Source organism: Flavobacterium sp. GCM10022190 (genome assembly GCF_042656445.1).
GTDB lineage: Bacteria > Bacteroidota > Bacteroidia > Flavobacteriales > Flavobacteriaceae > Flavobacterium > Flavobacterium nitratireducens.
Genome location: NZ_JBHSOQ010000001.1, coordinates 1168451 through 1191153 on the forward strand (window position 1 = coordinate 1168451; position 22703 = coordinate 1191153).

General features: G+C 34.9%; 14 protein-coding genes and 1 tRNA gene. 7 read left to right on the forward strand and 8 right to left on the reverse strand.

The features are described 5' to 3' along the window. Positions 1–147 precede the first annotated feature (147 nt). Both ACFPTQ_RS04900 and ACFPTQ_RS04905 read right to left on the reverse strand, forming a co-directional pair. Entirely contained in the window at positions 148–1536 is a 1389-nt protein-coding gene (locus ACFPTQ_RS04900) for a hypothetical protein (RefSeq protein ID WP_379774577.1), read from the reverse strand. Between the two features lie 20 nt (positions 1537–1556). Then, positions 1557–3938 carry a TonB-dependent receptor plug domain-containing protein gene (locus ACFPTQ_RS04905; RefSeq protein ID WP_379774579.1) on the reverse strand — a complete coding sequence of 794 codons (2382 nt, stop codon included), beginning with the start codon at positions 3936–3938 and terminating at the stop codon, positions 1557–1559. Positions 3939–4077: 139 nt separating this feature from the next. On the opposite strand from ACFPTQ_RS04905, the gene ACFPTQ_RS04910 reads away from it, so the two are divergent. From ACFPTQ_RS04910 to ACFPTQ_RS04920, 3 genes are all read left to right on the forward strand, one after another. After that, on the forward strand, positions 4078–5151 hold the full coding sequence (locus tag ACFPTQ_RS04910; protein ID WP_379774582.1) for a helix-turn-helix domain-containing protein: 1074 nt from the start codon (positions 4078–4080) through the stop codon (positions 5149–5151). A 163-nt stretch (positions 5152–5314) separates the two neighbouring features. Beyond that, positions 5315–8125 carry a TonB-dependent receptor gene (locus ACFPTQ_RS04915; protein WP_379774585.1) on the forward strand — a complete coding sequence of 937 codons (2811 nt, stop codon included), beginning with the start codon at positions 5315–5317 and terminating at the stop codon, positions 8123–8125. Positions 8126–8200: 75 nt separating this feature from the next. Continuing rightward, positions 8201–9259 (forward strand): phytase, encoded by a 1059-nt coding sequence (locus ACFPTQ_RS04920; RefSeq protein WP_379774588.1) that lies wholly within the window; start codon positions 8201–8203, stop codon positions 9257–9259. A gap of 57 nt (positions 9260–9316) precedes the next feature. On the opposite strand, the gene ACFPTQ_RS04925 is transcribed toward ACFPTQ_RS04920, so the two are convergent. From ACFPTQ_RS04925 to ACFPTQ_RS04935, 3 genes are all read right to left on the reverse strand, one after another. Continuing rightward, positions 9317–10417 (reverse strand): DUF4407 domain-containing protein, encoded by a 1101-nt coding sequence (locus ACFPTQ_RS04925; protein WP_379774590.1) that lies wholly within the window; start codon positions 10415–10417, stop codon positions 9317–9319. A gap of 164 nt (positions 10418–10581) precedes the next feature. Continuing rightward, on the reverse strand, positions 10582–12183 hold the full coding sequence (gene pckA, locus ACFPTQ_RS04930) for a phosphoenolpyruvate carboxykinase (ATP) (protein WP_379774592.1): 1602 nt from the start codon (positions 12181–12183) through the stop codon (positions 10582–10584). A gap of 78 nt (positions 12184–12261) precedes the next feature. After that, positions 12262–12648 (reverse strand): DUF423 domain-containing protein, encoded by a 387-nt coding sequence (locus ACFPTQ_RS04935; protein WP_379774594.1) that lies wholly within the window; start codon positions 12646–12648, stop codon positions 12262–12264. Between the two features lie 403 nt (positions 12649–13051). Between ACFPTQ_RS04935 and ACFPTQ_RS04940 the strand changes: the two genes are divergently transcribed. Continuing rightward, entirely contained in the window at positions 13052–14413 is a 1362-nt protein-coding gene (locus tag ACFPTQ_RS04940; RefSeq protein WP_379774597.1) for a saccharopine dehydrogenase family protein, read from the forward strand. 72 nt (positions 14414–14485) lie between these two features. Here ACFPTQ_RS04940 and ACFPTQ_RS04945 read toward each other — a convergent pair whose 3' ends face one another. The 3 genes from ACFPTQ_RS04945 to ACFPTQ_RS04955 all read right to left on the reverse strand — a co-directional run bounded on the left by ACFPTQ_RS04945 (position 14486) and on the right by ACFPTQ_RS04955 (position 18063). Beyond that, positions 14486–15946 carry a M56 family metallopeptidase gene (locus tag ACFPTQ_RS04945; protein ID WP_379774600.1) on the reverse strand — a complete coding sequence of 487 codons (1461 nt, stop codon included), beginning with the start codon at positions 15944–15946 and terminating at the stop codon, positions 14486–14488. After that, on the reverse strand, positions 15943–16314 hold the full coding sequence (locus tag ACFPTQ_RS04950) for a BlaI/MecI/CopY family transcriptional regulator (protein WP_379774602.1): 372 nt from the start codon (positions 16312–16314) through the stop codon (positions 15943–15945). Before ACFPTQ_RS04950 ends, ACFPTQ_RS04945 begins: the two co-directional genes overlap by 4 nt. Before the next feature lie 360 nt (positions 16315–16674). Beyond that, the gene (locus ACFPTQ_RS04955) at positions 16675–18063 is read right to left on the reverse strand and encodes a dipeptidase (protein WP_379774604.1); all 1389 of its coding nucleotides are present in this window, start codon (positions 18061–18063) and stop codon (positions 16675–16677) included. A 111-nt stretch (positions 18064–18174) separates the two neighbouring features. Between ACFPTQ_RS04955 and ACFPTQ_RS04960 the strand changes: the two genes are divergently transcribed. The 3 genes from ACFPTQ_RS04960 (at position 18175) to ACFPTQ_RS04970 (ending at position 22617) form a co-directional block, all read left to right on the forward strand. Further along, a tRNA-Leu gene (locus ACFPTQ_RS04960) sits at positions 18175–18256 on the forward strand. A gap of 484 nt (positions 18257–18740) precedes the next feature. Further along, positions 18741–21476, forward strand: coding sequence for a glycosyl hydrolase (locus ACFPTQ_RS04965; RefSeq protein ID WP_379774607.1), 2736 nt, complete (start codon positions 18741–18743; stop codon positions 21474–21476). Positions 21477–21492: 16 nt separating this feature from the next. Continuing rightward, entirely contained in the window at positions 21493–22617 is a 1125-nt protein-coding gene (locus ACFPTQ_RS04970; RefSeq protein WP_379774610.1) for a glycoside hydrolase family 88 protein, read from the forward strand. The last annotated feature ends 86 nt before the right edge of the window (positions 22618–22703 follow it).

Here is a 22703-nt window from a genome sequence, read left to right on the forward strand (position 1 = left end):
TTTGTTGGGGTTTAGTGTTAAGATAAATGAATAGGGAGAAATTAGAAATAGAATAAATCTAATTGTAATTTCGATTATAAATTAATTGATATTTGGTTTTACCAAGATTAATTGAGTAGCTGTTTCCCCAGTCCAGCTACTGTATTTTTAGTAAGCACCTAAGTAGAAACTACCAGTAGCAGTTTTTAACTGAGCTCCTTTTTTGATTGTTTTTGCCTTTGTGTCTACTATATAAACGTTTCCATCGGCACCAGCCGGAGTTAAAGGAATATATACATTATCGCCAATTACACCAATATTTTGGTATTGACCTAAAGTAGTATTTAAACCAGCATTTGTTTCAATTTCTGTAGCTAATTTTGTAGCTGTTTTATCATTTAAGTTTATTACAGCAATATAACCACCATTAGTTCCTGAAATAGTATAAAGTACTACTGCGATACCATCTTTAACATATTTCCAGGCTCTAATTTGAGCACCTGTTATTCCTAAAGCAGTGTTTAAGTTAAAATGGTAATTTGCATCATAGTCATAGGTGGTTTTACTAATACGTAAGATATCCGCACCGGAAGTAGCAGTTGCCTGGTAAACATGACCATCAGTTCCTACATGTTGTGTCATAGTACGATATCCATGATTGTTTACCTTTGTCAAGGTAGAAGTAAGAACTCTTGGGTTTCTTAAAGAAGGATAATCTACTACCAATGTTTTTGTACCATCAATATTAGCAGCATCACTTGGCCAAGAAGGAATTCCTGAAGTATTTATTGTAGGCGTTACGGCAGGATTATATTTACTTACATTACACCCAATGTAGATTCTGTCTTTAGCAGCGTTCAAAATAGGAACATCTATGCGTCCTACATAATAACCAGCAGCTTTTTCTGCATCGGTGAATGGGAAATTGAATACAGCAGTATTAGCGATAAAGGTGTTGTCTAAATTGATTGTTGCAATTTTAATTTCACTTTCACGCTTTTTGAAAACAAAGTTTGGAGCTGTTCCTTCATATTCTAAATCTAAAGCACTAGCATAAACTCCTACTCCAATTCCTTCTGCAGCTTTTACCCAACGAGGTGATGTACCTAAAATTGTAGCTGTATTAATTTCAGAACCTACTTCTTTGTAGTCTCCTCCACCATTAACCTGGTATTTGTTGAAAACACCACCTTCGGTTCCGGTGTATTGAATGTTATATAAATATTTTCCATCAGCAGATGCTTGTACACGGGCAGTACGTTCTGATTTTAAAGCAAATCCGTTAACATATGATTCACCTTGCATTTTGAATAACTCAACTACATAGTTTGGATCAGCTGCGTTTTCTTCAGAAATGGCATAGGCCCGTGTACCTCCATTACCTGCAGTTCCTCCTTCATCTGGAAATGATCCCGTTAGTGAAATCCAGCGTTTTCCATCATTTCCAGAATTATTGCCTGAATCGTCGTTGTTGTTTTCATCATTACTACAGCTCCCTAATGATAGAGCTGCAATAACAATACTAAATAAAGATATTCTAAATAGATTTTTTTTCATGATATTGATTTATTTGATTATTAAAAATTATTTAAAGTGTAATTCAATTTGAAATAGATGCCCCGACCTGGTTTTTGGATTTGAAAATTATCATAGACTTCGCCATTAAAGGTGTTTTTGATGTCTAAGCTAGCAACTAGTTTTTTTGAAGGAAAACGATAGCTTAGTCCTAAATCCTGAGGGAGTTGTCTGGGAGTTTTTGACCATTCCGCCTGTCCTCTGGCAATATAATATTCGCCTACAAATCCTATGCTGTAATAAGCATTTAGTATAGAACCTTTTTGTAATAGATTTTTAAAACTATATTGGGTATTTAGATTCATCGTAAAGAATGGTTCGTTAGGAACCTGATGCCCATAATAATCATTTGTATCACCGTTACTATCTAATTTGCTTTTATCAAGATTATTGAATTTCGAAAAATTAAAAGATGTATTCAAACGGTTGTTGTATACATAAATTATTTCGGCCTCATAACCTTTCGCCTGTGTTTGGTCAAGATTAACATACTGAGTAACCTGAATATTTGGGTCTTCAGGATTTTCAGCTTCGATTTCTGGTAGTGGTCGCGATACAATTTTGTCGTAGCCATTGCGCCAAAAAGCATTGGCATATAATGAAACTCTATGTTTGCCAAAATCAGATGGTCCCCAGCGGAAACCTAAATTATAGTTAATGTATTTTTCCGGTTTTAAGGCAAGATTGGCTATGATGTTTCGTTCAGGTGCACCAAAAAATTGTTCATCCGAAGGCATAATTGGTGAGTTTTCAGTAGATCCAATTAGGTGTAAATTAGATAGTACGTTATAGGATATTGTGGCTCCATATCCAAAATTTTTATTGATTGAGGCTGTATCTATTTTTAATATTGAATTGACTCCGTTTACAGTTGCAATTTTGTATTCTGTTTGGTCGGTTCGGTTATTGGTGTATTTCGCTAATAAATTAGTGCGTAGTTTTCTGTTGAAAGTTTCCGCCTCATAATTTATAGATATAATATTCTTGGTAATCTTACTAACAGTAGCTAAATCAGTTATAGTATTATTTAATAAGTCTTCATTCTTTCTGTCAGTTACTTCTAGTTTATGATTCAAGGAGACACGGTGACCATTGGTGATCATGTAACCTAAATTAGAACGAACATTTGTGATTTTTCTATCTGTATTGGTAATTTGTTTTTTTCCTTGTTGACCTCCTTGTAGTGTTTTTAGAGGTACAAACCTTTGCTCTGTTGCAATGATTGGTTCACCTGTTTCTTGTCTGTATTTAATATTACCATTTTCGTCTCTTTCGTATATTGGATTTCCGTTTTTGTCATAAAGATCCACATATATAGGGGTTTGTCTAATTTTTCCATCCCAGTTGTAGGCATAGCCTACAGTATCCTGAAGATAGGTGCTGCGGTAGCTTCTTGTGGCATTTGTAGTTAAGGCTAAATTTTTTAACAAGAAATTTTTCTTCGTATAATTTAACATTAACACACTGGCTTTCATTTTACTAAATCGGCCTACATAAGGAGTTGACATTGTTATTCCATGAGGAATATCAGTATAGTTGTTAGAACCATTGTAACCTATAAAAAACTGGTCGGCCCATTTGGTATCGGTAAATCCAACTTCTATACGGCCACCTATATTTTTATAGGTATTGTTGAAACGTTTGGCTCGATAATATTTTGTTATTTCCCCGCCGCTACCTACGTAAGTACTCGATTTTCCCCAAGTCTCATAGCTGTTATCGGTATAAGTGTAAAATCCGGAACCTCTTACAGAAAGCCCTGTTTTATTGTTTCGATAGGTTCCTCCAAGATCTGATTGAAATGTATTGAATGAACCGTAAGAAGTGGCCAGAGTTAAACTATTTTTAGAAACATCTTTTTTCAATACCACATTAATAGCTCCACCTACATAATCCCCTGTTAAGTGAGAAGGCAATACACCCTTGTAAACCTCAATGCGTTCAATCATTGCGGGAGGTATATTGTTTAAATTGAATGACGAACCGTAAGTAGAAGCTTCAATTCCATCAATGAAAATTCCAATAGTGTTTCCAGACATTCCATTTAGGTTGTACTCTACATTAGAACCTATTCCTCCATTTTGCCTCACACGTACTCCTACTGATCGATCTAAAAGTTCATTTGTTGTCAGGTTTCTTAGCGAAGCTTCTTTGGTCTCAATAATAGCTACTGCAAAGCCGGAAGTTTCTGCTTTTTGTTTCTTTGATTTTCCTTTAATGCTTACTGTTTTTAAATCTTCAATCTTCTTTTTTGATTTTTCTTTATTTTCTGCAGGTTGAATCGTAGCGGGGGTGCTTGTTTTTTCGGCTGTTTCATCCTGTTGTGAAAAGGCTGAATGCGCTAGTAAAAGAAACAACAGAGTATAAAGTGGGTGAGGTGACATTTTAAATTTTGTGTTTTTTCTTAGATAATTATTCTTAATTAGATTTATTATAAATAAATTTGTCCGCAAAAATACTATTGGAATACAAGAATAGAATAGGGGAAAACGGATTATTACTTTGTAAAAACGGATTATTATTTTGAAACTAACATCTACCATTTTAGGACAACAACAAGCATTTATTTGTATAGAAACAAATGATTATTATGATGCTAATAGTTCTTCTGTTGAAGAAAAAATCATTGTAAGAAATGGGGAAGATGATGAAATTAGGGTCAATAATCAGCGTGCGGATGGAATTTTAATTTTGGATAGTCAAATGTATTTTACAGATAAGAAGACTATTTTAACTGAGATTTCTGGAGAATCTATATTGATGAATTTTTTTGGTTCTAGTAATTTTGAAACGCATGTTGATCAATTAGAGCGAGATTTTTTTTCTATTGAAAATACACATAATATATTGTATGGTTATAATTTAAAAGTAACTACAAAAGTTCCTGCTCTGGAAGAACTTCATTGTTTAACTATTGTTTTGTCTCCGGAATTTTATTTTAAATTAATCCATGAAGATTGGAGTCTTCATGATACTTTTTCCAAGAATATTGGACAAAAAAGAACAGAATATTTAATGCCTGAATATCTGCCTTTTAATTCAGCAATGCAGTGGGTAATTCACGAAATTAAAAATTGCAAATTTGAAGGTCAGATAAGAAAAATGTATCTGGAAACTAAAATCAAAGAGCTTCTTCTTTTTCAGTTGGATTCCTTATTGCCAAAGTCTACAAAAAGAGAGGGAATCCATGACGAAGAATTGAATAAGCTTTTAAAAGCTAAATTAATATTAGAAGAAAATTTTACTAATGCACCTTCACTTCAGGAGCTTTCCAGATTAATAGCTCTAAATGAGTTTAAATTAAAAAAAGGGTTTAAAGCCTGCTTTAAAACAACGATTAAAAGTTATGTTACCCAACTTAGGATGGAATATGCTAAAATATTATTTAAGAATGAAAATTCTAATGTGGGTGAAATAGCCTATAAATGTGGTTATAAAGATGTGTCGCATTTTTCGGCAACATTTAAATCTTTCTATGGTTTTTCACCGGCGAGTTTCAGGAAAATTAATATAGGTGCTAAAATATATCTTCTAAGTATGGAATTTTTTGAGATGATTTATATTGATATACTTTCTTTAGATTATATTTTAATTTAAAAATATTTTTAGTTTTTAAAAGTGATTTTAGACCAATACGATGTTATTTTTTTGTAAATAAAAGAGGACGACAAACGGTTGATTCGTAACAATAGCTTAATTTTTTGGAAGGTTTTAATTAATAGGTGGCTTATAGTTTTGCATCGTAAAAATTAAAACAACGATGAAAAAAAATTATTTAGTAGTATTCCTTTTCTTAGTAACACTTATGGGTTATGCACAAAGAGGAGTAATTTCAGGGAAAATTTTAGATCAGGCAGATAAATTCCCTTTGCCAGGAGCAATGGTTCAAATTGCAGGAGAAAATAAATATACGATTTCGGATGGTAATGGTAGATATGAATTTTTGAATGTAGAACCGGGTACTTATCAAATAGAAATACGTTATATCGGATACAGTCCATCCACCGACAAAGTAACTGTAGAGGCGAGTAAAAATGCAGTGGTTAATTTTAACCTTAAAACTTCAGGAACAGAATTAAACGAAGTGATTGTTGGTGATGTGCTAAAAGGACAGGCCAAAGCGTTAAATCAACAAAAAAACAACAGAAATATAGGAAATGTTATTTCCGCTGATCAAGTTGGTCGTTTTCCAGATGCAAACATTGGTGATGCGCTAAAAAGAGTACCAGGTATTACCATGCAAAATGACCAAGGAGAAGCTAGAAATATTATCATTAGAGGATTGGCACCTGCTTTGAACTCCGTTACTTTAAACGGTGACCGTATTCCATCGGCTGAGGGAGATAACAGAAACGTTCAAATGGACTTAATTCCATCGGATATGATTTCGTCCATCGAAGTCAATAAAACATTAACTCCTGATATGGATGCTGATGCCATTGGAGGTTCAGTAAATTTGGTTACTAGAGCTACACCTAACAAGGAAAGGATTTCGGCAACACTAGCTGGAGGTTATTTGCCTATACGTGAAAAAGCTTCTTACACAGCAGGTTTGGTATATGGAAATCGTTTTCTAGATAGTAAATTAGGGTTGGTCATAAGTGGTTCTTATAATAACAACGATTACGGTTCTGATAATATTGAAAACGTTTGGTCAAAAGACGAATTTGGAAATACTTTTTTGAGTAAGGCAGAAATCAGACAATATGATGTACAACGTATCCGTCGAAGTGCATCGGTAGCATTTGATTATAAATTCAATGATAATAATACCATTTTTGCCAATGCCATGTACAATTGGAGGGACGATAGAGAAAATCGTTATAGAGTAACTTATGATAATATTGTTCCTACTTATTCAGGAGAAAATATTACAGGTTATTCTGTTAGAGTAAGACGTCAAACTAAAGGAGGTGTAGATAATGATCGTAATAAAAACAGAAGATTAGAAGATCAACGTGTGCAAAATTATGCCTTACGTGGAGAACACTTAATTAATTCAAAATTAGATTTGGATTGGTCTGCCAATTATTCTACTGCCAGAGAGTACCGTCCGGGTGAGCGTTATGTTGAATACCGTCAAAAAGGGGTGGCAGCGACTCAAGATTTGTCGGATGAAAGATTGCCATTAGTTACAACTACTGGGGAAACTTTGGATAAATTAAAATTTGATTCTGTTACCGAAAACACCAATGATACTGACGAAAGCGAATTAGGAGCAAAGGTGAATATTCGTTTTCCATTTTCTATTATTCCTTCTCAAAAAGGGCGTATTAGAACCGGTCTTCGTATGCGATTAAAAGAAAAATCAAGGGATAATAATTTCTTTTCTTATGAGCCAATAAATGACGATATGGCTACATTGTCTTCTGTTCCTACTAAATTTTTTGATGGAAAAGGATATAATCCGGGAAGTAAATATGTAGCAGGAACTTTTGCATCGGCATCCTATTTAGGAGGATTAGATTTACACAATACAACATTGTTTGAAGGGCAAGATGAGCCTTCTGAATATTTGTCGGTAAATTATAATGCAAAAGAGAATATTTTTGCAACTTACATTAGATGGGATCAAGATTTTAATGATAAATTATCGATGATTTTTGGTTTCCGTGCCGAAAATACGCGTATCGATTACACAGGAAATCGTGTATTAGATGAATCCGAATTAGAGACAAAAATCAATACTGAAAATTCATATACGAATGTGATGCCAGGTATTTCATTTAAGTATAATGCAACTGATAATTTGATTTTTAGACTCGCAGCGACTACAGCTCTAGCGCGTCCTAATTATTATGACTTAGCGCCTTATGTGAATAATGTGGCTTCTGACAGAGAAATTTCTGCTGGTAATCCAGACTTGAAAGCAACCTATTCTTATAACTATGATTTGATGGTAGAGAATTATTTCAAATCGGTAGGTTTGATTTCTGGAGGAGCTTTCTATAAAAACTTAAATGATTTTGTTTACAAATACAGCACTAATCAATTTTCGAATGCGGATTTTGCTGCTAATTTTCCAAATCAAAATAACCCAATTCCTGTTGGTGAAGAATGGAAATTCGTTCAATCTAAAAATGGAAAAAATGTAGATGTGTACGGTTTTGAGGTTGCTTTACAGCGAAGATTGGATTTCTTACCCGGTCAGTTCTTAAAAGGTTTTGGAGTGTATTTGAACTATACTTACACGAAATCAAAAGCAAAAGGAATTGCTGACGAAGATGGAAATGAACGTAAAAATGTAACACTTCCAGGAACAGCACCACATATGTTTAATGGGTCGTTATCTTGGGAAAATAAACGTTTCTCAGCTAGAGTTTCTACTAATTATACCGCTGATTATATCGATGTTTTAGGCGCTGATGCTTCAGAAGATAGCTATTATGACAAACAATTTTTTGTAGATGCAAATGCGGCTTTCAAGATTACTAAAAACTTGCGTCTTTTTGCTGAAGCAAATAACATAACGAATCAGCCTTTACGTTATTATCAAGGAGAAAAATCACATACGCAGCAATTAGAATATTACCAAGGGCGTTATAATTTTGGATTGAAGTTTGACTTTTAATCTTAAGCGAAGAATTAAATGTAATAACAGGGCATTTTTGTGTCCTGTTATTCTGTTAGTATAGAAAAAAGAAATATGAAAAATACATTTATCATTGCAGCATCAATTGCAATAGTAACTTTAAATTCCTGTGGAAGTTCTTTAGCGCCTGTTCGCAAAGATGCTATAAAACCAATAACGGTAACTCAAAAAACCGCTCATGATACTGATGATCCCGCTATTTGGATTCATCCAACTGATGCTTCCAAAAGCATTATTATTGGTACCGATAAAGAGACCGATGGCGGATTATATGCCTTTGATTTGCAGGGAAAAATTATCAAAAAATCCATCACTTTACAAAGACCTAACAATGTGGATATTGCTTACGGATTGATGGTTAATGGAAAAAAAATAGACATAGCGGTTACTACCGAAAGAGAAACCAATAGCATTCGTATTTTTCGTTTGCCGGATTTGGAACCAATTGATAATGGCGGAATAGCTGTTTTTGAAGGTGAAGAAATGCGTGGTCCAATGGGAATTGCTTTATACACCCGACCAAGTGACAAAAAGATATTTGCCGTGGTAGGAAGAAAAAACGGTCCTTCAGGAAGCTATTTATGGCAATACGAACTAACCGATGCCGGAAATGGAATTGTTAGCGGGAAAGTAGTGCGCAAATTTGGAGCTTATAGCGGTAAAAAAGAAATAGAAGCCATTGCAGTAGACAATGAACTAGGAACGGTGATTTATTGCGACGAGCAATTCGGAATTAGAAAGTACAAAGCCAATCCGGATGAAAATGATAATACCGAATTGGCTCTTTTTGGTCAAAATGATTTTAAGTCGGATCATGAAGGGATTGCTATTTATAAAACTTCGGCGACTAAAGGATATATTTTAGTTTCGAATCAGCAGGCGAATACCTTTATGGTATATCCAAGAGAAGGAGCTAATGGAAATCCAAATGAATATAAATTGTTAGCCGAAATTCCAACTTCGACCATTGAGTGTGATGGTGCCGATGTAACGAATGTAAATCTTGGCGGTGCCTATCATAACGGACTTTTTGTAGCCATGAGCAATGGTAGAACCTTTCATTACTATAGTTGGGATACTATACAGCAGTTGATTGATGCTGCTAGAAAGTAAATTAGTTTTACAATTAAAACACAAAACCCGAAACTTTCCAGTTATCGGGTTTTGTTTTTATAACGTTTTCTTCTGTTTTTCTAAGAAATTATGGGATTGTAATTCCAGTAGGTTGGTGGCGTTTTTTCGTTGTAAGTCATACAACTGTTTGTCGGTCGCAATGTCTTGATATACTTTGTCGTGCATCTCGGCTGAGGTTTTTAGTAATAAACTGCGTTGGTATTTGTCCTGTTCTAAGGTTGTTTTTAATGCCGTTTCCAAATCTTCTAATTTAAAATCGTATTCGCCTTTAGGAGATAATAATTTGGCAATAATGGGCGAAGTTTCAATAGCCAGAAACAACAACATAATAAACACTGATGGCAACCAAGGCAATTTATTCAGCGCATTGATACGTGCCATTAGACCATCAAAGCCATCAATGATTGGTTGGGTTTCGGTTACTTTTTTGTCTAAATCGGCTTGCAGATTTTTGTTCAATGCTTCTTTTTCGGCAATTTTAACCAGATTGTTTTTTCTAATGGTGTCTAATTCGGCGGAAGCCAAATTATGTTTGGCAATCTTTTCTTTAAAAACAGGACCTTTTCCCAATTTCATCGTGCCTCTAGTACCTTCGGCTTCGGCAATATAAGTTTCATAAAGAGTATTTACTTCTTTTTCTTTATCGGTAATTTCTTTTTTCAAAGCGGTAATTTCAGCCTTGTTTTTATCCAAATCCGATTTAAAATAGGTGGCCACTTCCTTTTTGTTGTTCAAAGCCATGGCATTTTTCTCTTTCAATAAAACGGTATTGATTTCTTTTTCGAAAATTTTAATTTCTAGGGGTTTCGAAATCACAATGGCAATGATAATTGCCAGAACAATTCGGGGAGTTGCTTGTAGAAATTCGCTACTTAAACGATCTCTTTTTCGAATGGTAGAAACAATAAAACGATCCAGATTGAAAATAAGCAAAGACCAAACTATCCCAAAAGCAATAGCAGGATAAATACTGTCGAAAACGGTAAACAGTGCATAAGCACTCGCTAAGAAAGCCATTACTGCAGTAAAGAATACGGTGGCGCCAATGCCTACGTATTTTGTTTTTTCCCCTTCGGAACAACCTTCAAGTAGGTTTTTGTCAGCCCCAGAACAGAGGATAAAAAAGGATTGTAACATGATTGTTTTTAATTAAGTTTTGATTTTAGTTTTTTGTTTGGCGAAATGCACACAAATTTAACGCCAAAAAATGAAACTTAGTGTAAATATCTGATAATGTGTTGTTAAATAAAAAATGCTGTTCAATTAAGAACAGCACTTATCTATTTTTGGTTGGTTTATTTTTAAACTAAAGGGCCTCCAGCAAGGATTTCCTCATTAGCATAAGATTCAAATTTTTGGAAATTAGCTTTGAATTTCTGAGCTAGTTCAACTGCTTTGGTATCATACAAATCTTTGTCTTCCCAAGTGTTTCTAGGATTTAAAATTTCGCTTGGAACATTAGGACAAGATTGTGGTTTTGCAATGCCAAATACTTTGTGGTTTTCATAATCCACATGCTCTAATTCGCCATTTAAGGCCGCTGTAATCATGGCGCGGGTATATTTTAATTTCATGCGATTTCCTATTCCGTAAGGACCTCCTGTCCATCCCGTGTTGATTAGCCAAACTTTAACATTCGCTTCTTTCATTTTTTGGCTTAACATTTCGGCGTATCTGGTTGGGTGAAGTGGCATAAAGGGCGCTCCAAAACAAGCCGAGAAATTAGGCTGCGGTTCCGTAACTCCTGCTTCAGTTCCAGCCACTTTAGCCGTATATCCAGAGATAAAGTGGTAAGCAGCCTGACCTGGTGTTAATTTTGAAATGGGAGGCAAAATCCCAAAAGAATCGGCAGTCAAGAAAAAGATGTTCTTAGGGTTTTTTCCAATAGAACCGGGTTGGATGTTATCGATGTGGTAGATAGGGTAACTCACACGGGTGTTCGGCGTGATTGATATATCGGTATAATCGACTTCCTTAGTTCCTTTTTTGCAAACTATATTTTCTAAAAGCGCTCCTTTTTTAATTGCTCTGAAAATATCCGGTTCGTTTTCTTCGCTTAGGTTTACCACTTTTGCATAGCAACCACCTTCGAAATTAAATACGGTATTTTCGTTAGTCCATCCGTGTTCGTCGTCACCAATTAATTTTCGGTTTGGATCGGCAGAAAGTGTAGTTTTTCCAGTTCCGGATAATCCAAAGAAAATTGCCGTTTCACCATTTTCACCCACATTGGCACTACAGTGCATTGGTAAGGTGTTTTTGAAAACAGGTAAAATGAAATTCAAAGCCGAAAAAATTCCTTTTTTCATCTCTCCTGTATAGCCTGTTCCGCCTATTAATGCTACTTTTTTAGTGAAATTTAGAATAGCAAAATTCCCCTGACGTGTTCCGTCTACGGCTGGATCAGCCATGAAACTAGGTACGCAAACTACCGTCCATTCTGCCACGTAATTCAAAAGTTCTTCTTCGCTTGGTCGTAAAAACATATTGTAGCAAAATAGATTGGCCCAAGCGGTTTCGGTTACAACACGAACATTCATTTTGTAATTAGGGTCAGAACAAACATAAGTGTCTCTTACAAAAACCTCTTTGTCTGTCAAGTAGTCACAAATCTTTGCGTATAATTTGTCAAAGGCTTCAGGAGCAAAAGGAATATTGATATTTCCCCACCATATTTCATTTTCAGTAATGGCATCTTTCACAATAAATCGATCCTGTGGAGAACGCCCAGTGAATTCACCCGTGTTAATGGCGAGTGCTCCCGTTGATGTTTCAATTCCTTGCCCTTTTTCAATAGTTATTTCATGCAATTCATTAGGACTTAGTTGGTAATGAATAGTTGCATTTGTAATTCCAATGTTATCTAACGAAATCGTTTTCGTGAAAAGACTGTTATTGTCCATAAGTTATAAGTTGCCTGTTGTTTTTAGATAGTACAAAGGTAATTATTTAAGCGCTTTAGTGTTGTAAAAACTGTAATTTTATGATTTTTTGTTAAAAAAATCTATAAATAAGACAATCCATGATAAGATTAATAAAAAACCACCTATTGGTGTTACGAATCCTATAATTCTGAAATCAAAGGCGGTAAGCGAATTTGTAGCCAGTAAATAGATAGAACCAGAGAATAAAACAACTCCCAAAAGCACAAGACCGTAGATGTATTTTTTGGATTTTAAAGAGAGGCTACTCATGTTGCCAATCAATAATAAAAATAAGGCATGGTACATTTGGTAACGCACCCCTGTTTCAAAAGTAACTAACTGTTCTGGGGTTAATAAGGCTTTTAAGGCATGAGCACCAAAAGCACCTAAAATTATTGCAATCATTCCTAATAGCGCTGCAGTAGAATATATTTTTTTATCCATTGTGTGAATTTTTTGTTGCTACAAAAGTATTCCAAAACTAACGAACCCAAAAAGTTTTAATGGTTTAGTTTGCCTGCTTTTATGCTAAAGTTTTGTGAATTTTTATTCAAGAAGATTCGATTATTGTTTCGCCGTCCTTAGCTTCCGCAGTCGAGTGTCAAATGTTTGAAGAATGCGTAAAAAGAAAATCTGTTTGACCCCGAATCCTTTCGGGGGAGTTATTTTCTTTTAGCATTCGAAAACTAATTTGACCGACGAGGAAGTAGAGACTTGATTTTTTTGTTTCTTTTTTGATCAAGCAAAAAAGAAAGTAGTATTAATGATAAATAAAGATGTCTTTATAGGTTATTCATATTTGGGTCTACAACTACATTTGCCTATTTTTACAATATAAATTCAAGTTATGAGAGTCGTTTTAATTATTGGTGCAGGAAGATCGGCTTCTTCGTTGATTCAATATCTTTTGGATAAATCGGAAGAAGAACAATTGCAATTGCAAATTGCCGATTTGTCTTTGGAGTTGGCTCAAAAGAAAACCAATAATCATCCTAATGCGACACCACTTTCACTAGATATTCACAATCAAAAACAGAGAGCAGAAGCCATCCAGCATGCCGATATAGTTATTTCGATGTTGCCGGCACATTTGCATATTGAAATTGCCAAAGATTGTGTTCTTTTCAAGAAAAATCTAGTAACCGCCTCGTATGTCAGTGATGCGATGCAGGCGCTTGATACTGAGGTCAAAAAAAACGGACTCATTTTCATGAACGAAATGGGTTTAGATCCCGGAATTGATCACATGAGTGCGATGAAAGTCATTGACGAAATTAGAGAGCAGGGCGGAAAGATGCTTTTGTTTGAATCCTTTTGTGGTGGATTAGTTGCTCCCGAATCCGATACGAACTTGTGGAATTATAAATTTACCTGGGCGCCGAGAAATGTGGTTTTAGCAGGACAAGGTGGCGTGGCCAAATTTATACAGGAAGGAACCTATAAATACATTCCGTATACGAGTTTGTTTCGTCGAACCGAATTTTTGGAAGTAGATGGATACGGTAAATTTGAAGCGTATTCCAACAGAGATTCCTTAAAATACCGAAATATCTACGGTTTAGAAGATATTTTGACGCTGTATCGCGGAACGATTCGAAGAGTAGGCTTTTCCAAGGCTTGGAATATGTTTGTACAACTAGGCATGACGGATGATTCCTATGTCATGGAAGATTCTGAAAACATGAGTTACCGTCAGTTTATGAATTCTTTTTTGCCTTATCACCCAACGGATTCGGTGGAAATAAAAACCCGATTCTTACTCAAAATTGACCAAGACGATATCATGTGGGACAAATTATTGGAGTTGGATTTGTTCAATGATAAAAAGCTTGTAGGACTTAAAAATGCGACTCCTGCTCAGATTTTAGAAAAAATCCTAAATGACAGTTGGACACTACAGCCCGAAGACAAAGATATGATCGTGATGTATCATAAATTTGGTTATGAAATCAATGGCGAAAAAGTACAAAAGGATTCCCAAATGGTTTGCCTAGGTCAAGATCAAACCTATACTGCCATGGCTAAAACCGTTGGTTTACCTGTGGTTATGGCTGCGTTATTGATTTTGAACGGAAAAATAAAAACTACAGGAGTTCAAATTCCTATCCGAAAAGAAGTGTATTTGCCTGTTCTGGCAGCATTAGAAAAATACGGCATTCGCTTTACCGAAAAACCAATGCCGTATTTGGGGTATAATTATTTGAAATAATTAAAGGAAAAAATCAGTTCATTGCTGAAAGGAATTTAAGTTTAGATTGCTATTTATTATTTTAGACTAATGTCAGTTGTAGGTTTTTTTATTTATTTTTGAATTTTTTTTGGGAGATAGGTCTTTTTGCATTTCAGCCATATCTTCCAGAACCATTTTTCGCTGTTTTATGGAATCTTTTTCAGAGATTTTTTGAGGCTTTAGGATTGTTATTTCTATACTTTCATTTTCGTATTTCAAATGTTTGTTTTTTATGTTTTTTTCAAAATATTTTTTGGTGTACAATGAACATTGAAATTTTTGAGGGAATTTTTTGCTTCGAGCATTTTTATGGACATATGAAGATGTGTAGTGTGCAAAGTCAGAATATTTGTAATTGTTGAGCGCAGCATTATTAATATTGGCTCCATCTATCCAAACAGCATAATTACTTTTGTTTTTAAATGATTCAAACATAGAGGGAGGTAGTTTGTTTTGCTTTACTGGATAAGGAATTCCAAGATACCTTCTTTTTTCTCCGATACTCAAATTTTCATATTTTTTATCAAACATGATATTTCGGATGTGGTCTTTTACTATAACTCTTACACCTGCATAATAGAAATCTCTTTTTTTATCTACAACTTCCGTTGATTGTGTTTTTTTTGGGGAAGGAATGTTAGCTTTTTCTTGTGCTATTGTTTCTAAACACAATGAAAAAATAAGGACTATGAATAACGGCATTGAAATTGTTTTTTTTAATATAAGCCTCGTTTTTGGAGTTTCTTTTGTCATCATAATTAATCTTTTTTTGGTTACTGAATAATTCAAATTACTGGCCAAGTAATAGGTTGGATTCGCGTTTGCCTTAGTTAAAAGTAAGTTTTGGTAATACGAAACATTGTTATGCGATTTAACGACTTTCTCGTCTGCAAGGAATTCATGGTTAAGTTGGATTGCTTTTTTGTAGAAAATAAATATGGGATTGAACCAGAAAATTACTTTCAAAATCTCGATAAATAGAATATCTAAAGTGTGTTTTTGATGTACATGAATTAATTCATGGGTGAATAATTCGTCTTCGATTTTTCTATTATAATAATCCGTTTTATTGATAAAAATGTAGTTCAGAAAGGTGTAGGGAAGAGTAATTTCTTTAACTAAAACGAGTTTTGCTTTTTTGTAATCAACGGTTTGATTTTTAATTGTTTTGGCTTTTAGTTTCCAAATGTTTAATACAAATCGAATGAGTAGTGTTAAAGTGATGATTCCATAGATACTCCAACCTGCAATTAGCCAATAATTGGTTGTATCTTCCACTATAGGCGTGTTTAATATTTCTTGTGTAATCGGGGCAATAGTGTAATTACTTTGTTGTTGAGGTATTTCTTTTATTATCTCGATGGTTATAAAAGGAATAACTAATGAAAATAATAAACTAAATAACAAATAAAACCTGTTGAACTGATGCATTTTTTCTTTCTCCAATAACAGATGATAGCTTATTAGGAGGATTACTAAACTTAGGCTGGATTTAATAAGAAAGTCGATCATTTTTTCTTTTTTTGAAGTTCATTGTCAATGATTTTTTTGAGTTCTTCCAGTTCAGTTGCCGAAAGGTTGGTTTCGGTGGTAAAGAAAGAAGCAAATTGTGAAGCCGAATTGTTAAAGAAATTCGATATCAATCCGTTGACATGTTTAGAGAAATAATCGGTTTTTTTAACCAATGGGTAGTATTCTCTTGAGTTGCCATATTCGGTATATGCCACAAACTTTTTATCAATCATCCTTTTTAATAAGGTGGCTACAGTAGTTGTCTTGGGTTTTGGTTCCGGATAGGCTTCAAGTAAGTCTTTCATAAAGGCTTTTTCTAACTTCCAAAGGTATTCCATTAATTGTTCTTCTGCATTTGATAGTGACATGTGTTCTATGTTTTTAGAATTAACTCTACAAATGTAGAGTATAAGTTTTAATTTGCAAGTATTTTTTTAATTATTTTGTTTTAACTACTTGTTTTTTATTGTTTTGGTTGTTTGTGTTAGGGATAGAAGCGGCATCTCCCGGTTTAGAAAAACAAGGCTTTTGCCGTAGTTTTTCAAAGCGGGAATACAGCGATAGCCCGACCTCGTTGCTTGTATAAATGTTCTTTTAAATGACTCACTTTCTGCAACGAGGGAACGCCCCAATAAAAAATCCGTTTACTCTTAAAAAAAGAATAAACGGATTTAGTTTTTTAAACTTAGGGAGTTTTGCGAAGAACTTTGCAGCCTTTGCGGTTAAAATTATTTCGACAACTCCACAAAGTTTTTATAGAACAACGGAATGGTTTCGATTCCTTTTAGGTAATTGAAAATTCCAAAATGTTCGTTAGGAGAATGGATGGCATCGCTGTCTAAGCCAAATCCCATTAAAATGATTTTGCTTTTTAATTCTTTTTCAAAAAGGGCTACGATTGGAATACTTCCTCCGCCTCTTACAGGAACAGCTGGAACCCCAAAAGTTTCGGTGTAAGCCATGTTGGCCGCTTTGTAACCAATGCTGTCAATAGGGGTAACATAACCTTGTCCGCCGTGATGCGGTGTAACTTTGACGGTAACTGCCTTAGGCGCAATAGCTGTGAAGTGTTTGGTGAATAATTCGGTGATTTCTTCCCAGTCTTGGTTAGGAACTAAACGCATCGAAATTTTGGCGTAAGCCTTAGATGGAATTACGGTTTTTGCTCCTTCGCCAGTGTAACCACCCCAAATTCCATTTACATCGAGTGTTGGGCGAATCGAATTGCGTTCGTTAGTAACATAACCAGTTTCTCCGTAAACCTCTTTTAAATCGAGTGCTTTTTTGTATTCTTCTAAGCTAAAAGGAGCTTTGGCCATTTCGGCTCTCTCCTCTGCGGATAATTCTTCTACCTTGTCGTAAAAACCAGGAATAGTAATATGGTTGTTTTCGTCGTGAAGTGAAGCAATCATTTTGCTTAGGATATTGATAGGATTGGCAACTGCTCCACCATACAATCCGGAGTGTAAGTCGCGGTTAGGACCTGTAACTTCTACTTCTACATAGCTCAAACCACGCAAACCAGTTGTGATGGATGGTTGTTGGTTCGAAATCATTCCTGTATCAGAAATTAGGATGACATCGTTTTTAAGTTTTTCTCGGTTGTTTTCTACAAAGCTTTTTAGGTTTACGCTACCTACTTCTTCTTCCCCTTCAATCATAAATTTTACGTTGCAAGGCAAGCAATTGTTGGCAACCATGTATTCTAAGGCTTTTACATGCATGTACATTTGTCCTTTATCATCACAAGCGCCGCGAGCAAAGATAGCGCCCTCGGGGTGAAGTTCGTTTTTTTTGATTACGGGTTCAAATGGGGGAGAAGTCCATAATTCGATTGGATCAGGCGGTTGTACATCGTAATGGCCATAAACTAAGACAGTTGGTAAATTAGGGTCGATAATTTTTTCGCCATAAACAATTGGGTAACCATCTGTTTCGCAAATTTCTACCTTGTCGCAACCTGCCTTTTCAAGGCTTAGTTTTACTGCTTCGGAAGTGTCTATAACGTCTTGATTATAAGCAGAGTCGGCACTCACAGAAGGGATTTTTAATAAATCGATTAGTTCGTTTATAAAACGCTCTTTGTTGTTTTGTATGTAATTCTTTATATTTTCCATTTATGAAACATAAGTTTGAGTGCTTTCAAAAGTACAAAAAACAGAATAATAATTTTTTTAATTTTTTTGCTTTGAATATTGGAAAGTATCCTTATATTTGCACCCACAATCGCGGATATGGCGAAATTGGTAGACGTGCCAGACTTAGGATCTGGTGCCGCAAGGCGTGTAGGTTCGAGTCCTATTATCCGCACAGAAAGCTTCTCAATCGAGAAGCTTTTTTTTATGCCTTATTTTTCTATAATTCTGGTTGTTAAAGTTGTAAGTAGCTTTATTTGAATTCGCTTCAAAGCTGAGTTGGTGTTTTTTTGTGTGTTTTTTTCGTGTTGACACAAATTTCAATCCTTGTTTTTCATGAATTTTCTAATGCGAAAAGCAGATTTTGTCTTTCATGAATTAGTAGTTTTTCATTTTTTTCATTCGTGAAAAGCGTAATTGTCTAAATTTTGGCAGTCGGTTATTGATTTTGGTCCATTCTATTTATTTGTTTTGTATCTAACAGGACGGTGCAGGATAGTTGGTAAACTTTGCTTTGATAATTTTATAAGCTCAATAAATTTTGGAGGCGGTTTAAAAATCATTATATTCATTTCTTTGAAGTAAATGAAAATAGACTTTTAAATTGAAGATTAAATTTTTTGAAGCCAACACATATTTTATTTTACAAGAATTAATCCATGAAAATAAAACTACAATTTATTCCTTTTTTTGCTGGAATTTTGTTTGCCATAGATGCTACTGCGCAATCCAAACAAGTGGATTCGGCATGGCCAGAAACTAAAAATGTAAATAAACCATGGGCACGTTGGTGGTGGATGGGAAATGCGGTTGACAAACCCAATTTAAAATCCAGTTTAATCGATTTTCAAAAAGTAGGAATTGGAGGGGTAGAAATTACACCTATTTATGGAGTAAAAGGAGAGGAGGCTAATTTTATTGATTATTTGTCGCCTAAATACATGGAAATGTTAGACTACACGGTGAAGATAGCCGATAGTTTAGGAATGCAAGTGGATATGGTGTTAGGTACTGGCTGGCCTTATGGAGGTCCGCAGGTTACACTTCCTTATGCGGCAACTAAATTAGTTGTAGAAAAATATGAAGTTAAAAAAGAAGATCTTTTTAATAAAGAATTAAAGCCTAGTTCAGAAAAGGATAAAATCCCGGCACAATTACTAGCGGTTTCTGCTTTTGGTGCTGATGGCTCTTATTTGGATTTGACAAAGCAACTGAATGGAAATTTGTTGCAATGGAAAGCTGCAAATACGGACTATACGCTATATGCAATTTTTGCCGGAAAAACTGGTCAACAAGTAAAGCGTGCTGCTCCTGGTGGAAAAGGTTATACTTTAGATCATTATTCGGAAGAAGCATTGAATGCTTATGTAGTTCCATTTGATAAAGCTTTGGTTGGTTTTGAAGGAAAGTTAAGGGCTATTTTTAATGATAGTTATGAAGTTTATGGTACTGATTTTACACTTCATTTTTTAGAAGAATTTGAAAAACGCCGAGGCTATGATTTAAAAAAATACCTGCCACAATTGTTGAGTAAAGAGGATTCGGAAATAGGCAATAGAATAAAGAGTGATTACCGTGAAACTATTTCGGATTTGCTGTTGTATAAATTTGATTTGCCTTGGACAAAATGGGCCAATACTAAAAATTTTAAAACCAAATTGCAAGCGCATGGTTCGCCCGGAAATTTAATTGATTTGTATGCCTCTGCTGATATACCCGAGTGTGAAACCTTTGGTTCCATGCCGTATGATATTCCCGGTTTTCGCAGGGAAATAGAAGATATTAGGAATGGTGATGCCGACCCAGTGATGCTCAAATTTTCTTCCTCGGCGGCGCATATTGCAGGTAAACCATTGACTTCTTCAGAAACTTTTACTTGGTTGAGAGATCATTTTAAAACGGCACTTTCGCAATGCAAACCTGAAGTGGAAGATTTATTCCTTAACGGAATTAATCATGTTTTTTTGCATGGTTCAACCTATTCGCCTAAAAGAGCAGAGTGGCCTGGATGGAAGTTTTATGCTTCTGTAAATTTCAATGCTAACAATGCGATTTGGGAAGATGCGCCAGGATTGTTTTCGTATATAGCCAATTGTCAATCCTTACTTCAATCAGGGAAATCAGATAATGGAACCTTGCTGTATTACCCCGTGTATGATACTTGGGGGAAAAATTTAGAAGGGAATTTATTTTTTCAATTTAAAATACATTCTTTGGATGAGTGGTTGCATGGAACTCCTTTTTACAAAACGACTGAAAAATTGATGGAGAAAGGTTATGGAGTCGATTTTATTTCGGATAGCTTCATAGCTCAAGCAACTGTAAAAGAGGGAAAGCTGGTTCTTCCCGGTAATAGTTATAAGGCTTTAGTGGTGCCTGATTGCGATAAAATGCCTTTGGCAACTCTAGAAAAATTGATTGCTTTGAAAAAAGCAGGTGCTTCAATTATTTTTGAAGGTTTGCCAAAATCAGTTCCGGGATTGTATGATTATGAAGTTCAAAATGAAAAAATGGCCCAATTAATTGCGTCCAATAAAATGCTTGTAGAACCGGTAACTGATGTGTTTAAAGCGCTTACTGAAGCAAATGAAAAGCCGGAAACATTAGTAGAAACCGGTTTAAAATTCATTAAAAGAGATGTAAATGGAGAAAAAATTTATTATTTGGTAAATCATACTCCTAAAACTATTGATGGCTTTATTCCTTTGGCTGTAGCCAATAAAAAAGTCTTAATATTAGATCCATTAACGCGAAAAGTGGGAAATGCAGAAGTGAAATCAGATGGATTAAGTACGATGGTTAAGATTCGTCTGGAATCTGGAAAATCATTATTTCTACAAACAGAAAATAAACCATCGGCTAAACCATGGAAATATATGGAGCCTAAAACAGTACCTATCGCTTTAAAAGGGCAATGGGATTTAACTTTTGAAAAAGGAGGTCCTGCTTTGCCTGCTCCAGTAAAGCTTGATAAATTAGAATCATGGACAAAATTTAGTCCTGAAGCCGAAGCTTTTTCAGGTACGGCAACTTATACATTACTATTCGATAGGCCAACGGTTTCGGCTAAAATATGGCAATTGAATCTGGGAGATGTTAGAGAAAGTGCTAAAATTTGGTTGAACGGAAAATATATTGGACCAGCATGGTCAGTGCCTTTTTCTATTGAATTAGGAAAGTTAAAAAGAAAACAAAATGAATTAAAAATTCAAGTGACAAATCTTTCCGCAAATCGTGTTCGCGACCTCGAATTAAAAGGCAAAGAATGGAAGATTTTTTATGAGATTAATATGGTGGATAAGGACTATAATAAATTTGATGCTACTAAATGGGCTCCTATGCCTTCAGGATTAAAAGGTCCCGTTTCTATTACTCCATTGGTAGAAAATAAATAATAAAAACCCCTCGATAATGAAAAAAAGGATTTTGTTTTTAAGTTTATGCTTGCTGTTAAGCAGTATAACTTTTGCCCAACAAACATTTGATAGAAAAGAAGTATTGGCTCAAATGGAATTGGCTAATAAATATTTTATGGACAAATGGCCAGACACTGGAAAGACAATTGTAACTAATAAAGAGCGTCCTAGTAATATTTGGACTCGTGGTGTTTATTATGAAGGATTAATGGCTTTACATGAAATTTATCCTAAGCAAGCTTACTATGATTATGCTTATTCATGGGCAGAATTTCATAAATGGGGATTTAGAAATGGAAATGCTAATAGAAATGCGGATGATTATTGTGCTGCACAAACCTATATTGATTTGTATAACATAGAGCCTGAAGCCAAAAAACTAAAAAACACCAGACAATGCATCAATATGCTGTTGAATACCCCGCAACTAAATGACTGGTCTTGGATTGATGCGATTCAAATGGGAATGCCTGTTTTTGCTAAACTGGGTGTTTTAGATAAAGACAATCGTTATTTTGAGAAAATGTATGAAATGTATATGTTTTCTCGTAATAAACACGGAGATAATGGTTTATTTAATCCAAAGGATGGATTATGGTGGCGTGATGCCGATTTTGATCCTCCATACAAAGAACCAAATGGGGAGGATTGTTATTGGAGTCGTGGGAATGGTTGGGTAATAGTCGCTTTGGCAAAAGTGTTAACAATTATTCCGGAAAATGCGCCGCATAGAAATCAGTATGTAAACGATTTAAAAGCGATGGCTAAAGCTTTAGTACCGATTCAAAGACCAGATGGATTCTGGAATGTGAGTTTGCACGATCCGACTAATTTTGGCGGAAAAGAAGCTTCAGGAACAGCCTTATTTGTTTATGGAATATCGTATGGAATCAATAGTGGAATTTTAGATAAGAAAACCTATTTGCCAGTAGTTGAAAAAGCTTGGAAGGCATTAGTAACGGAAAGCTTGCATAAAGATGGTTTTTTAGGTTTCTTACAATCGACGGGGAAAGAACCTAAGGACGGTCAGCCATTAAATTATGATAAAATTCCTGATTTTGAAGACTATGGTTTGGGCTGTTTCTTGTTAGCGGGTTCTGAAATATATAAAATGAAGTGAGTATAGATTATAAGGTTTCTATACGCTCTTTTTCTTTTTGATTGTTTATTTAAAACAAAAGGAAGCATCTAAAAATTAAAACAAAC